The organism is Stenotrophomonas sp. LMG 10879, assembly GCF_002750935.1.
GTDB classification, from domain to species: Bacteria; Pseudomonadota; Gammaproteobacteria; order Xanthomonadales; family Xanthomonadaceae; genus Stenotrophomonas; species Stenotrophomonas lactitubi_B.
The window spans coordinates 330276-343699 of the sequence record NZ_PEJT01000006.1 but is presented as its reverse complement, the minus strand read 5'-3'; the positions used below and the strand labels follow the sequence as shown (position 1 = coordinate 343699).

The following is a 13424-nucleotide window of genomic DNA, read 5'->3' as shown; positions in this document are numbered from 1 at the left end:
GATCAAGGGAGATTCCGGCGTGGGCGCCAAGCTACATGGCGATCGTCGAGATCCAGGCTTGCACGGCGGCCCACGCCGGCTCTCGACACCTACGCTGCCAGATTCCGATCAGATAAGGCTTGGCCGCGGCATCCATGCCGCGGACACCCCCGCAACCGGACCCACCCCGCCTTCGACAGTTTTCTGCGATCTGTCGGGACTGCTCTCGGGGTCAGATCCGTTTTCCGAAGGAAAACGGATCTGACCCCATTTGTGTGTATCGATATCTGACAGGTGTGCCGACCAACGGTCGGCACCCACCAACAGCCGCGTGAACCTGTCAGGGGTGGGGCGCTGTGGGTGGGCAGGACCGTTGGCGCCATGGATGGCGCCATCGAGCCCCCATGGATGGGTTTACGGCGTGTCCTGCCCACCCACACCGCCCCGCCCAACCACGGATACTCGCCTTTGACGTTGACGTTGACGTTGCTCTGGCCTCTGCAGGTGCAGGGCGCAGCCCTGCCAACAAAAAACCCCGCTTGCGCGGGGTTCTCTGTGTACTGCGTGCAGCGGAGGCTTACGGACGACGCGCCAGGGCCTCGACGTCCTTGGCCTTGGGCAGCAGATCCTGCTTGGTCACCCGCAGGGCACCGATGGTCAGCATCGGCACCGCCACCAGGATCGAGGACAGCACCACGATCACCGCACCGATCATGTGCGTCTCGGCCAGGCCTTCCATCGAGCTGCCGCCGTACAGGTACAGGGCCAGCGCAGACAGGAAGAACATCACCGCCGTGATCACCGTACGCGACAGCGTCTGGTTGATCGAACGGTTCAGCACTTCCATCGGCTCCACGCGCAGGCTGCGGAAGTTCTCGCGGACGCGGTCGAACACCACGATGATGTCGTTGATCGCAAAGCCCATCACCGACAGCAGGCCGGCCAGCACGGTCAGGTCGAACTCACGGCCGAGCAGCGACACGTAAGCCACCGTCACGATCAGGTCGAACATGGCCACGATGCTGGCGGTGACCGCGAACTTCCATTCGAAGCGCACCGCGATGTAGATCAGGAAGCCGGCCAGCATGAAGATGGTGGCGTACAGGCCATTCATCGCCAGGTCCTTGCCGATCTGCGGGCCAACGAACTCGTTGCGCAGCACCGTGGCCTGATTGTCGGCCGAAGAGACCGCCTTGACCACGGCCGCAGCAGTGGCCTTGTCTTCGGCAGAGGCGCCGCCGGTACCCGGAGCGTGCTCACCGTGCGGGGCCAGGCGGATCAGCAGGTCGGTGTTGCCACCGACGCTCTGTACCTGGGCGCCGTCGAAGCCGTTCTGCTCCAGCTTGGAACGGACCTGCTCGACGTCCACCGGGCGCTCGAAGCGGGCTTCGATCAGGGTGCCGCCGGTGAAGTCCAGAGCGTAGTTGAAGCCCTTGAAGCCGATGATGCCGATCGATGCCAGGAACACGATGATCGTGACGACCATCGCGACATGGCGCCAGCGCATGAAGTCGATCTGGGTATCGTTCGGGAGGATGTGCAGCGGAAACAGTTTCATGTGCGTGTCGTCCCGTCAGATGGCCACGTTCTGGAGCTTCTTGCGACGGCCGTAGATCAGCGTCGCCAGTGCACGCGATACGGTGATCGCGGTGAACATGGAAGCGAAAATACCGATGATCATGGTCAGCGCGAAGCCCTTCAGCGGACCGGTACCGAATGCGAACAGCGCCACACCGACGATCAGGCCGGTCAGGTTGGCGTCGAGGATGGTGCCCGAGGCGCGCTCGTAGCCGGTCACGATCGCGGTCTTGCCCGGCACGCCGGCACGCAGCTCTTCACGGATACGCTCGTTGATCAGCACGTTGGCGTCGACCGACAGACCGACCGACAACGCCAGACCGGCAAAGCCCGGCAGGGTCATGGTCGCGCCGAACAGCGACATCACTGCCACCACGATCAGCAGGTTGAACAGCATCGCGATCGAGGTGATCAGACCGAACATGCGGTAGTAGATGGTGAAGAACACCAGGGTGAACATGAACGCGTAGACCACCGCGGTGATGCCGTTCTTGACGTTCTCCGCACCCAGGCTCGGGCCGACCACGCGCTCTTCGACGAAGTCCATCGGCGCAGCCAGCGAGCCCGACTTCAGCAGCTTGGCCAGGTCCTCGGCTTCCTTCTTCTGCAGACCGGTGGTCTGGAAGTTCTTGCCGAACACGCCGTTGATGTTGGCCACCGAGATGACTTCCTCGTTGACCTTGAAGCCGCGCACTTCCTGGCCGTCGACGACGGTCACGGTCGGCACGCGCTCGGTGTAGACCACCGCCATCGGCTTGTTCACGTTGGCGCTGGTGAAGTCGAACATGCGCTGGCCACCGACGTTGTTCAGCGTCACGCTGACTGCCGGGGTGCCACTGGTGGAGTCGGTCACCGCCTGCGCGGCCACCATCTGGTCACCGGTGACGATCACGCGCTTGTTCAGCAGCACCGGACCGCCGTTGTCACGACGCTGGTAGACCTTGGCTTCCGGCGGGATACGACCCGACGCGATGGCGTCCTGCGCGTTGCCTTCCACCACAGCCCGGTATTCCAGGGTGGCGGTGGCGCCGATCATGCGCTTGGCTTCGGCGGTGTCCTGCACGCCCGGCAGCTGTACCACCACGCGGTCGGCGCCCTGGCGCTGGATGATCGGCTCGGACACGCCGAGCTGGTTCACGCGGTTGCGCAGGGTATTGATGTTCTGCTCGATGGCGCCGTTGGCGATCTGCGCGATCTCGGCTTCCGGAATGGACACCGTGATGCGGTTGCCACTGACGTCGTAGCCGAGGGTCGGCTGCGCCTTGGCCAGCGCGGCGCGGGCACGGGTACCGGCATCTTCGCCGGCCGACGGGCTCAGGTTGGCGACGATGGTGTTGTCGGCACGACGCTCGACCGACTGGTAGGCGATGCGCGCATCACGCAGGGTGCTGCGCACGTCTTCGGTGTAGGCATCCAGGCGCTTGTCCAGCGCAGCCTTCTGGTCGACCTGCAGCACGAAGTGCACGCCGCCCTGCAGGTCCAGGCCCAGCACCATCGGGCGACCGCCGAGCTTGGCCAGCCAGTCCGGCACGGTCGAGGCCAGGTTCAGGGCCACCGTGTAGTTCTCGCCCACGCTGTCACGCAGCGCATCGCTGGCGGCGGACTGCGACTTCAGGTCCGACAGGCGGACGATCAGGCTGTCCCCTTCCTTCTCTGCGCCCAGCGTGGTGACACCGGCCTTCTTCAGGTCGGCCAGCACACGGTCACGCAGCGCATCGTCGATCTGGCCGCCACGGTTGGCGGTGATCTGGATGGCAGGGTCCTTCTGGTAGATGTTGGGCAGTGCGTACAGCGCGCTGAGCGCCAGTACGATCACGATGACGACGTACTTCCAGCGTGGAAATTCGAGCATTGCTTGGGTCCCGCGCGGCGCCATCCCCGGCGCCGCGGTTGTGCTTCAGAAAGGGAGTGGCTTACTTGGCCGAATCCAGGGTACCGGTCGGCAGCACGCTGCCCACGGCGCCCTTCTGCACGCGGATGCGCACGTTTTCGGCCACTTCGACGGTGACGAAGTTGTCGCCGATATCGGTGACCTTGCCGGCGATGCCGCCGTTGGTCAGCACTTCGTCGCCGCGCTTGATCTTCTCCAGCATGGCCTTGTGCTCCTTCTGCCGCTTCATCTGCGGGCGGATCATCAGGAAGTACATGATGGCGATCAGGATGATCGGGAACAGCAGCGTGGTCAGGCCCATGCCCTGCGGTTGGCCGCCGGCGGCCTGGGCGTGGGCGGCGGGAATCAGGAAGGCAAGCAGGTTCATCGTTGGTCCTTTGGTTGGGCGGCGCTTCGGCCGTTTCACGGGCACGAGGTGTCGACCGCGGATCTGGGTCAGCCTTGAAGTATGCCACGGCCCCGGGCATTCGTCCTTGGGCCGTTTGGCAGGGGGTGCTGCGGGTTTACAGGGGCGGCGCTACCGCCCCGCGTGCTGCATAGAAGGACTCGCGGAAGGCCAGGAAGGTTCCCGCCTCGATGGCCGCGCGGATGTCGGCCATGAGTTTTTCGTAATAGAAGAGGTTGTGCTGGGTGCCCAGCATCGGCGCCAGCATCTCGTTGCAGCGGTCCAGATGACGCAGGTACGAGCGGGTATAGCCGCCGGCGCAGGCCACGCAGCCACAGCCCGGCTCGATCGGGTCCATGTCCCGCGCGTACTGTGAATTGCGGATGCGGACGGTGCCGAACGAGGTGAAATAGTGGCCGTTGCGCGCATTCCGGGTCGGCATCACGCAGTCGAACATGTCCACGCCACGTGCGACACCCTCGACCAGGTCCTCGGGGCGGCCGACGCCCATCAGGTAGCGCGGACGGTCGGCGGGCAGCTCGGGGTCCAGATGGTCGAGCATGGCATTGCGCTCGTCTTCCGGCTCACCCACGGCCAGGCCGCCGATGGCATAGCCGTCGAAGCCGATCCCCTGCAGGGCTTCGGCCGAACGGCTGCGCAGGTCGGTATGTACCCCGCCCTGGACGATGCCGAACAGGGCCGCGTCGTTGCCGAGTTCATCATGGGCGTTGCGGCTGCGCTGGGCCCAGCGCAGGCTCAGCTCCATCGAGCGGCGGGCGACGTCCTCGGTGGCCGGGTACGGCGTGCACTCGTCGAAGATCATCACCACGTCCGAATCGAGCACCTTCTGGATCTTCATGCTCTCTTCCGGCCCCAGGAACACGCGGGCACCGTCGGTCGGCGAGGCGAAGGTCACGCCCTGCTCGGTGATCTTGCGGCGGTGGGCCAGCGAGAACACCTGGAAGCCGCCGGAGTCGGTCAGAATCGGGCCATCCCAGCGGCAGAAGCCGTGCAGGCCGCCATGGTCGGCGATGATGTCCAGGCCCGGGCGCAGATACAGGTGGAAGGTGTTGCCGAGGATGATCTCGGCGCCCAGCGCGCGCACCTGGTCCGGCAGGATGCCCTTGACCGAGCCATAGGTCCCCACCGGCATGAAGGCCGGCGTTTCCACCGTGCCACGTGGGAAGGTCAGGCGGCCACGGCGGGCGCGGCCATCACGGGTCTGGAGCTGGAACTGCAATCGGGACATGGAGCGGTCATTCGGGCAAATAGTCGCCTATTGTCTCCCAAAACCACCTTTCCTGCTCCGGTAGCGCCGGGCCATGCCCGGCGGATTGCCCGCAAGTGCGCACGAACGGTGCGCACCCACCGCAAGCGCGTGTTGGCGCCTCAGCCCGCCTGCGGGAACAGCAGCATCGCGTCGCCGTAGCTGAAGAACCGGTAGCGCTGCTCGATGGCGTGCTGGTAGGCCTCGAACACCCGCTCTTTGCCGGCGAAGGCCGAGATCATCATCAGCAGCGTGCTTTCCGGCAGGTGGAAATTGGTCACCATCGCGTCGACGCTGCGGATCCGGTAGCCCGGGGTGATGAAGATCTGCGTTTCGCCAGCGAACGGCAGCAGCTCACCATCGCGCATCGCGCTTTCCAGCGCGCGCACCACGGTGGTGCCGACGCCGATCACCCGGCCGCCTGCCGCACGCGTGCGCCGCACCTGCTGCACCAGCTCGGCGCCCACGTTCAACCACTCGCGATGCATGACGTGGTCCTTCAGGTCGTCGGCGCGCACCGGCTGGAACGTGCCTGCACCCACGTGCAGGGTGACGTGGCCGAAATCCACGCCCTTGTCCTTCAGTGCCGCCAGCAGCGCCTCATCGAAGTGCAGGCCGGCGGTCGGCGCCGCCACCGCGCCCACTTCGCGCGCGAACACGGTCTGGTAGCGCTCGCGATCGTCCACGCCCGGCTCACGCTGGATGTAGGGCGGCAACGGCAGCCGCCCGGCGTGCAGCAGCCACTGTTCCAGCGACTCCGGTACGTGGAACTGCAGCACGTAGAACTCGCCGTCGCGGCCCAGCACCTCGGCTTCGCCGCCGGCATCCAGGGCGATGCGGCTGCCGGCCTTCGGCGATTTGCTGGCGCCCACCTGCGCACGGGCCTGCTGACCGCCGAGCAGGCGCTCGATCAGGATCTCCACGCGACCACCGCTGGCCTTCTGCCCGAACAGGCGCGCCGGGATCACCCGGGTGTCGTTGAACACCAGCAGGTCGCCCGGCTGCAGCAGCGACGGCAGGTCGCGCACCTGCAGGTCGGTGAAGGCAGCCGGTGCCGGCGGCACCAGCAGCAGGCGGCTCGCCGAGCGTTCGGCCAAGGGGGCCTGGGCGATCAGTTCGGCCGGCAGGTCGTAATGGAAATCGGACTTCTTCAAGGCAGTGGACGGCAACAGGTCGACAATGGCGCGCATTGTACGTCCAGCGTCTGCGAGCCGGCACGACCGAGCCCGAACGTCGCGCAAAATGCTGCTATGCAGCAGTCTTTTGCGGGGTTATCGCGCAAAAAAACAAGTGCTAGCATCGACGAGGAAGTCCGCTGCACGAGCCCGCCCCAAGCGCGCGTAAAGACGCGCGTTTTGCTTTTGAAGGCCCGTGCGACCCAACGTTTCAGGAGATCTGCAATGAGCTTCATCGAACGCCTCGCCCCCCTGCGCACCCAGCCCGGCACCCGCCTCACCAACGGCCTGGATGACGCAACCCTGACTGCCCTCGCCGCCAACCATCCGCAACTGGTTGCCGCAGTCGATGCCGCTGCTGCCGAATTCGCGCGCGTGCAGGCCGAGCTGGGGCCGCTGCTGGCACAGGATGAGCAGGCGCAGATCGATGCCATGCAGGACGGCTTCGTCAATTTCTACGCCGATGATGCGGTGACCCCATACGTGGCGCTGGCCGCGCGCGGCCCGTGGGTGGTCACCCTGAAGGGCGCGGTGCTGTACGACGCCGGCGGCTACGGCATGCTCGGCTTCGGCCACACCCCCGATGCGGTCATGGAGGCAATGTCACGGCCGCAGGTGATGGCCAACATCATGACCCCCAGCCTGTCCCAGCAGCGCTTCATCACCGCGCTGCGGGCCGAGATCGGCCACCGTCGTGGCGGCTGTCCGTTCACGCGCTTCATGTGCCTGAATTCCGGCTCCGAAGCGGTTGGCCTGGCCGCGCGCATCGCCGACGTCAACGCCAAGCTGCAGACCGACCCGGGCGCCCGCCATGCCGGTGCGGCGATCAAGCGGGTGGTCATCAAGGGCAGCTTCCACGGCCGTACCGACCGCCCGGCGCTGTATTCCGATTCCAGCCGCAAGACCTACATGCAGCACCTGGCCAGCTACCGTGGCGAGGAGTCGGTGATCACCGTCGCGCCGTACGACGAGGCCGGGCTGCGCAAGGTGTTCGAGGATGCCGCGCAGAACAACTGGTTCATCGAAGCGGTGTTCCTGGAGCCGGTGATGGGCGAAGGTGACCCGGGCCGCTCCGTGCCGCCGGCGTTCTATGCACTGGCCCGCGAACTGACCCGCGCCCATGGCAGCCTGCTGCTGCTGGACTCGATCCAGGCCGGCCTGCGCGCCCATGGCGTGCTGTCGGTGGTCGACTACCCGGGCTTCGAAGGCCTGGATGCGCCGGACATGGAAACCTATTCCAAGGCACTGAACGCCGCGCAGTACCCGCTGTCGGTGCTGGCGGTGACCGAGCACGCCGCGCAGCTGTACCGCAAGGGCATCTACGGCAACACCATGACCAGCAACCCGCGTGCGCTGGACGTGGCCTGCGCCACCCTGGCCCAGCTGACCCCGCAGGTCCGTGCCGCGATCTCCGAGCGTGGCGCCGAAGCGGTGCGCAAGCTGGAGCAGCTGAAGAACGAGCTGGGCGGCCTGATCACCAAGGTGCAGGGCACCGGCCTGCTGTTCTCCTGCGAACTGGCGCCGCAGTTCAAGTGCTATGGCGCCAACTCCACCGAGGAATGGCTGCGCCAGCACGGCATCAACGTGATCCATGGCGGCGAGAACTCGCTGCGCTTCACCCCGCACTTCGGCATGGACAGCAGCGAGCTGGACCTGCTGGTGGGCATGGTCGGCCGCGCGCTGCGTGAAGGTCCCCGCCGCGAGCAGGCTGCCGCTGCGTAACCGCAGACCCTCGTAGAGCCGGGCACTGCCCGGCTGAAGGCCGACGGGCTGGCGGTGATCTGAACGAAATGCCGCCGGGCATGGCCCGGCGCTACAGAGAACATCGGTAAGGCCTCATAATTGCCCGGACACCCCGCCCTGCGACCGGCTTCACTGGTCGACCGCGGGGCGTTTTCGTTTCCGGCCAAGACAGGAAGATCCATGAAGTCGATCTGTGTGTACTGCGGTTCCAACGCTGGCAGCAAGCCGGTCTACACCGAACGCGCCATTGCGCTGGGCGACCGCATCGCCCGCGACGGCATGCGCCTGGTGTACGGCGGCGGCAATGTCGGCCTGATGGGCACCGTGGCCAATGCCGTGCTCGCCGCCGGCGGTGAGGTCACCGGCGTGATTCCGCGCCAGCTGGCCGACTGGGAAGTGGCCCATCGCGGCCTGACCGAACTGGAGATCGTCGGTTCGATGCATGAGCGCAAGTCGCGCATGTTCGATCTGTCCGATGGCTTCGTCGCCCTGCCCGGCGGCTTCGGCACCATGGAAGAGATCTTCGAGATGCTGACCTGGCGCCAGCTCGGCATCGGCAACAAGCCCTGCGCGTTCCTCGACGTGGACGGCTTCTACGCACCGCTGATCGGCATGATCGATCGCATGGTGGAAGAGCGCTTCCTGCACCCCGAGCAGCGCCAGGACCTGTGGTACGGCTCGGACATCGAAGAGATGCTGGCCTGGATGAAGAACTACCAGCCGGCCCAGGCGTCGAAGTGGATCGACGAGAAGCGCCGCGCGGCGCTGCGTTGAAGACTGCGCGCGCGGTGGCTCAGGCCGCCGCGCGCGTCCACGGCGCCGGTCGGCCCAGCAGGTAGCCCTGGCCATAGTCGCAGCCGAGTTCGAACAGCGTGTCACGCTGCGCCTCGGTCTCGATGCCTTCGCCGATCGTCTCGATGCCCAGCGTGCGTGCCAGTGACAGCACGCCCTCCACCAGCGCGCGCGTACTCTGCGCCTCCGGTCCATGCAGGCCGGCAATGAAGCTCTGGTCGATCTTCAATGTGCTGATCGGGAACCGGTGCAGGTAGGACAACGCCGAGAAGCCGGTACCGAAGTCATCCAGCTGCACCTGGATGCCGCGTTCGCGCAGGCCCTTCAGGATGCGCAGCGTATGCGGACCATCGTCGAGCAGCGCGACCTCGGTGATCTCCAGGCGCAGCCGCCGCGGGTCCGCGTTGCAGGCCTCCAGCAGACCATACAGGCGCTCGCTGAACTCGGCAGAGCGGAAATGCCGTGGCGACACATTGACCGACACGTAGCCACGCCCGCCGTCGGCGAGGCCGGCGATGACCTGCTCGTAGATCAACCAGTCGACCTGTTCGATCAGGCCACTTTCCTCGCCCAGCTCCAGGAACGCGCCCGGCAGCAACAGGCCACGGCGCTCGTGCTTCCAGCGCAGCAGGGCCTCGTGGCCGACCACCTCGCCGTCGGACAGGCGCACGATCGGCTGGTAGAACGGCACGAAATCGCGATTGTTGATCGCCCGTCGCAGGTCGGCCTCCAGGTCCAGGCTGCGCAACGCCTGCTCGCGCATCTCCTCATCGAAGATGGAGCAGCGGTCGTGGCCCTGCGCCTTGGCCCGGTACATCGCCGCATCGGCATCGCGCAGCAGTTCCTCGCCGGTGCGATAGCGCGGGTTCCACAGGGCAATGCCCAGGCTGCCGGACGGGAACAGCTCGCGACCGGCGATCCACATCGACTCCTGCAGCGCCAGCAACAACCGCTGGCCGAAATCCAGGGCCTGCGCCAGGCCCTCCGGACAGTGCAGCAGCACGGCGAACTCATCGCCGCCGAGGCGCGCCACCACGTCGTTGTCACCCGCCATGGACACGATGCGCTTGGCCACTTCCACCAGCATGCGATCGCCGGCGGCGTGGCCGATGCTGTCGTTGACCAGCTTGAAGCGGTCGAGGTCCAGGAACAGCACCGCGAACACCGGGCCGCCTTCGCGCCGGGCCAGCGCCAGCGCATCCTGCAGCCTGTCCAGCAGGTGCAGGCGATTGGGCAGCCCGGTCAGCGCGTCGTGCATGGCCTGGTGGGTGAGGCGCTGCTCGGCGCGCAGACGCTCGCCGATCTGGCCCAGCAGCTTGTCGTTGACCTCGGCCAGTTCACGGGTGCGCTCCTCCACCCGCTTTTCCAGTTCGGCATGCGCCGAGCGCAGGCGCTGCTGGTCGCGCTGGCGCGCAAGACCGGTGCCGATGTTCTGCGCGACGAAGATCAGCAGGCGCTGGTCATGCACGCTGAAGGCGATCTGCTCGGTGTAACTCTGCACCACGATCGCACCGACCACTTCGTCATCGCGCAGCAACGGCACGCCGAGCCAGCACTGCGAACGGGCGCCGGATTCGCGCACCTCCCCGGTTTCCAGCAGCGCATCGATCTGTGCACGCGAGGCAAGCAGGGGCCGGCGATGGCGAACCACATATTCGGTCAGGCCGCGACTGAACGCGCGCGGTGCACGACTCGCGTTGTGCTCGTCGACCGAATAGACGAAATCCAGCCCATCGCCCTCGGCATTGACCAGCGCGATATAGAAATTGCGCGCATCCAGCAAGCGCCCGACCACGCCGTGCACCTGCCCGTAGAACTGCGCCAGGCTGTCGGCCGACATCGCCATTTCGGCAATGTTGTACAGCGCGGTCTGCAACTGCTCGGCGCGGCGGCGCTCGGCCACTTCATCCTGCAGGCTGAGATTGGCGCGCTGCAGCTCCTGCGTGCGCCGTTCCACCTGCTGCTCCAGCCGCACCTGCGCCTGGCGACGGTCCATGGCGGTCTGCACGTGCTGGGCGACAAAACCCAGCAGCGCGCGTTCGGCTTCGCCGTAGCGGTCGGCATGCTCGTAACTCTGCACCACGATCGCACCGCACACACGGCCATCGCGCAGCATCGGTACGCCCAGCCAGTCCAGGCTTTCCGGGCCGCGCTGCGGGTCGTGCTCCTGGTCGACGCGGGCCAGCAGTTCGCGCGAGGGCCCGCTCAGCGGCCGGCCATGCCGCAGCAGCGCCACGGTCAGGCTGCGTGGCATCTGGTCGATGTCGTAGCCCTGTGCAGGATCGGCGACGAAGTCATCGACCTGGTCGGCGAAATACAGGAAGCGGATCTGCCGACGAGCATCGTCGTACTCGACGATGTAGCAGTTCTCCGCATACATCAGCGTACCCAGCACGCCGTGCACATGGCGCAGCATCTCGCTCATTTCCAGGTCCGCACCGGCCAGGTCGGCAATCTGGAACAGCGCCTGCTGCAACCGCTCCGCCTCTTCCAGCGCTTTGATCTGCCCCGCCTGGCGGCCACGCTGCAGGGCCAGTTCCATGGCCTGCCGGGCCAGCCCCCACCAGGCCGGGGAAGGCGTCGCGCCGCGTACCGACAGCAGCAGCCGGGCACCGTCGTACTCCCAGCCGTGGTGGCCTTCGGCAGGGTCGGCCAGCGGCGACCAGACGTCCTCGTCACCGTTGCCGATCGGCCAACCGCCCTGCCCGCTGCCGAGCTGCGGATCGTCCCAGCCGACGCGCACGACCGCCGTTTCCGGCAGCAGCGCATGCAGCGCGCGCACCAGCGCCGCGCTCAGCACGGGCTCGTTGTGTGACGCTTCCAGCGCGCGGTCGGCTTCGGTGGACAAATGACGTTCTCTTGGCGCCGCCTGAGCGCCGCCTCCCCTGAATTACCGAGCATAACGCGCCACCCGGGGGGCAATGGAAGCCCGCTAACCCCGAAACGTGCCGTCGGACGTTTTTCCTGTCGATCCTCTCCCGATTCCCGCCGTGACTGTCGCCCTGTCCCACACCATCGCCGGCTATGCGCCACCGCCCGCAGGGCTTACCCTGTACGGCGTGGATGCCAGCGCCCTGCCAACCGATGAAGCCTTGATGCTGGCCTGGGCCGCCGGTGAAGTGCACGCGTTCGAAAGCCTGTATGCACGTCATCGCAAGCGCCTGTTCGGCTTCCTGCTGCGGCAGCTGCGCGACACCGCGCTGGCCGAGGAGATGTTCCAGGACGTCTGGCAGCGGGTGATCAGCGCGCGGGCCGGCTGGCAGGCCGACGCGGCCTTCAGCACCTGGCTGTTCCGCATCGCCCACAACCGCCTGAATGACCACTGGCGCGCCGCCCGCCATCGCCCCCATGCACCGGCCGATGCCGATCTGCGCCTGGCCGCGCTGGAGGATGGGCAGACCCCGGAAGCGGAGCTGTCCGAATTCGAACAACGTCGCCGCATCCAACTGGCGATGGAAGAACTGCCCGCAGAACAGCGTGAAGTGCTGCAGCTGCGGCTGGAACAGGAACTGAGCCTGGAGGAGATCGGCCAGATCACCGGCGTTGGCCGGGAAACCGTGAAATCGCGGCTGCGCTATGCGATGGACAAGCTGCGTGCGGGACTGAACGCATGAACCGAGACGATCCACTGACGCCGGAAGAACGCGAGCTGGCACGCCTGCTGGGGCGCCGCGCCGAACAGAGCCCTCCGCCGGCGCTGGACGCGGCGATTCTGGCCGCCGCGCGTGCGGCCGTGGAGGCGCCGGCCCCTGAGGCGACTCTGCTGCCGGCCGCACCGCGTACGCTGCGCCCGCGCCGCCGCTGGCCGGCCGTATTCGGCGTAGCCGCATCGACGGTGTTCGCCGTCGGCATTGCGTGGCAGATGCGTCCAGAACCGCCGTCGGCCCCTGCGGAGGCGGTTGCCACCGCGCCGGCTGCACAGGAAATGGCAGCCGATGCGAGCGCCGAAGGCATGGCCGCCGACAGCGCAGCCGCCGATGTCGCCTCCGCCGAGACGGCACCGCCACCGGCACCGGCACCGACAGCAGCACCTGGATCTGCGCCCGCTGAGGCAGCACCTGCTTCGGCGGCGGCCATCGCAGACGTGCCGAAACCCGCGCCCGCCATGCCCCGACAGGCACCTGCTCCGATGATGGCGCCGGCACCGCCACCTGCGCCCACCGCCGACACAGCGTTCGTCGCGCCTGCGATGCCCGCGGCAGCGCCAGCCGCACCGGAAGCCTATTCGGTGCCTGCGCCTGCATCCGCGCCTGCGGTTCCTGCCGCGGCGATGAGGGCGCGCAAGGCCACGGCGGCGACGGCGGAATCAACGTCTTCCGCACAGGCCACGGCCGAAGACCGCATCGCACTCACCGCGGCCAAGCAGGACGCGGCCGGCAGAACCGCACCGGGCGTCATGCGCCGCGCCAGCGATGCAGGCCTCAGCGCGGAGGCCGTACAGGCCGAAGTGCAGGCCGATGCCGGGCTGCCCCGCCGGCAATGGCTGCAGAAGATCCGCGAGCGTCGCGATTCCGGCCAGCGCGACCTGGCCAGGGCGAGCCTGGAGCGCTACCTGCAGACCTATCCCGAGGCGCGACTGCCAAAGGATGTGCGGCCATTGCTGGACGACTGAGG

Annotated in this window: 10 protein-coding genes; 4 read left to right on the top strand and 6 right to left on the bottom strand. The window is 67.1% G+C overall.

Annotation, left to right across the window (positions count from 1 at the left end; translation table 11 throughout):
• Nucleotides 1–556: 556 nt before the first annotated feature.
• The 5 genes from secF to queA all read right to left on the bottom strand — a co-directional run bounded on the left by secF (nt 557) and on the right by queA (nt 6254).
• A complete protein-coding gene (secF, locus tag CR919_RS12065) occupies nt 557–1537 on the bottom strand; it encodes a protein translocase subunit SecF (protein ID WP_099820199.1) in 981 nt (326 codons plus the stop codon).
• A gap of 15 nt (nt 1538–1552) precedes the next feature.
• Nucleotides 1553–3409 (bottom strand): protein translocase subunit SecD, encoded by a 1857-nt coding sequence (gene secD, locus CR919_RS12060; RefSeq protein WP_162292008.1) that lies wholly within the window; start codon nt 3407–3409, stop codon nt 1553–1555.
• A gap of 61 nt (nt 3410–3470) precedes the next feature.
• Entirely contained in the window at nt 3471–3815 is a 345-nt protein-coding gene (yajC, locus tag CR919_RS12055; RefSeq protein WP_025875124.1) for a preprotein translocase subunit YajC, read from the bottom strand.
• Nucleotides 3816–3951: 136 nt separating this feature from the next.
• Nucleotides 3952–5082 (bottom strand): tRNA guanosine(34) transglycosylase Tgt, encoded by a 1131-nt coding sequence (gene tgt / locus CR919_RS12050; protein WP_025875126.1) that lies wholly within the window; start codon nt 5080–5082, stop codon nt 3952–3954.
• Between the two features lie 140 nt (nt 5083–5222).
• On the bottom strand, nt 5223–6254 hold the full coding sequence (gene queA / locus CR919_RS12045) for a tRNA preQ1(34) S-adenosylmethionine ribosyltransferase-isomerase QueA (protein ID WP_099820217.1): 1032 nt from the start codon (nt 6252–6254) through the stop codon (nt 5223–5225).
• A 246-nt stretch (nt 6255–6500) separates the two neighbouring features.
• Here queA and CR919_RS12040 point away from each other — a divergent pair, with 246 nt between their 5' ends.
• Both CR919_RS12040 and CR919_RS12035 read left to right on the top strand, forming a co-directional pair.
• On the top strand, nt 6501–7997 hold the full coding sequence (locus tag CR919_RS12040) for an aminotransferase class III-fold pyridoxal phosphate-dependent enzyme (protein ID WP_099820197.1): 1497 nt from the start codon (nt 6501–6503) through the stop codon (nt 7995–7997).
• Nucleotides 7998–8198: 201 nt separating this feature from the next.
• Complete coding sequence (locus CR919_RS12035) at nt 8199–8792, top strand: TIGR00730 family Rossman fold protein (RefSeq protein ID WP_025875132.1); 594 nt, start codon at nt 8199–8201, stop codon at nt 8790–8792.
• Between the two features lie 19 nt (nt 8793–8811).
• Here the strand turns inward: CR919_RS12035 and CR919_RS12030 are convergent, their stop codons facing one another.
• On the bottom strand, nt 8812–11658 hold the full coding sequence (locus CR919_RS12030) for an EAL domain-containing protein (RefSeq protein WP_099820196.1): 2847 nt from the start codon (nt 11656–11658) through the stop codon (nt 8812–8814).
• Between the two features lie 247 nt (nt 11659–11905).
• On the opposite strand from CR919_RS12030, the gene CR919_RS12025 reads away from it, so the two are divergent.
• On the top strand, nt 11906–12424 hold the full coding sequence (locus CR919_RS12025; RefSeq protein WP_243380107.1) for an RNA polymerase sigma factor: 519 nt from the start codon (nt 11906–11908) through the stop codon (nt 12422–12424).
• Nucleotides 12421–13422, top strand: coding sequence for a hypothetical protein (locus tag CR919_RS12020; RefSeq protein WP_099820194.1), 1002 nt, complete (start codon nt 12421–12423; stop codon nt 13420–13422). Before CR919_RS12025 ends, CR919_RS12020 begins: the two co-directional genes overlap by 4 nt.
• Nucleotides 13423–13424: the final 2 nt, after the last annotated feature.

What these genes read in the sequence shown, in the direction of transcription:
- yajC (WP_025875124.1), bottom strand. Translation starts at nt 3,815, where the DNA reads ATGAACCTGCTTGCCTTCCTGATTCCCGCCGCCCACGCCCAGGCCGCC.
- CR919_RS12040 (WP_099820197.1), top strand. Translation starts at nt 6,501, where the DNA reads ATGAGCTTCATCGAACGCCTCGCCCCCCTGCGCACCCAGCCCGGCACC.
- CR919_RS12020 (WP_099820194.1), top strand. Translation starts at nt 12,421, where the DNA reads ATGAACCGAGACGATCCACTGACGCCGGAAGAACGCGAGCTGGCACGC.
- secD (WP_162292008.1), bottom strand. Translation starts at nt 3,409, where the DNA reads ATGCTCGAATTTCCACGCTGGAAGTACGTCGTCATCGTGATCGTACTG.
- CR919_RS12035 (WP_025875132.1), top strand. Translation starts at nt 8,199, where the DNA reads ATGAAGTCGATCTGTGTGTACTGCGGTTCCAACGCTGGCAGCAAGCCG.
- tgt (WP_025875126.1), bottom strand. Translation starts at nt 5,082, where the DNA reads ATGTCCCGATTGCAGTTCCAGCTCCAGACCCGTGATGGCCGCGCCCGC.
- CR919_RS12025 (WP_243380107.1), top strand. Translation starts at nt 11,906, where the DNA reads ATGCTGGCCTGGGCCGCCGGTGAAGTGCACGCGTTCGAAAGCCTGTAT.
- secF (WP_099820199.1), bottom strand. Translation starts at nt 1,537, where the DNA reads ATGAAACTGTTTCCGCTGCACATCCTCCCGAACGATACCCAGATCGAC.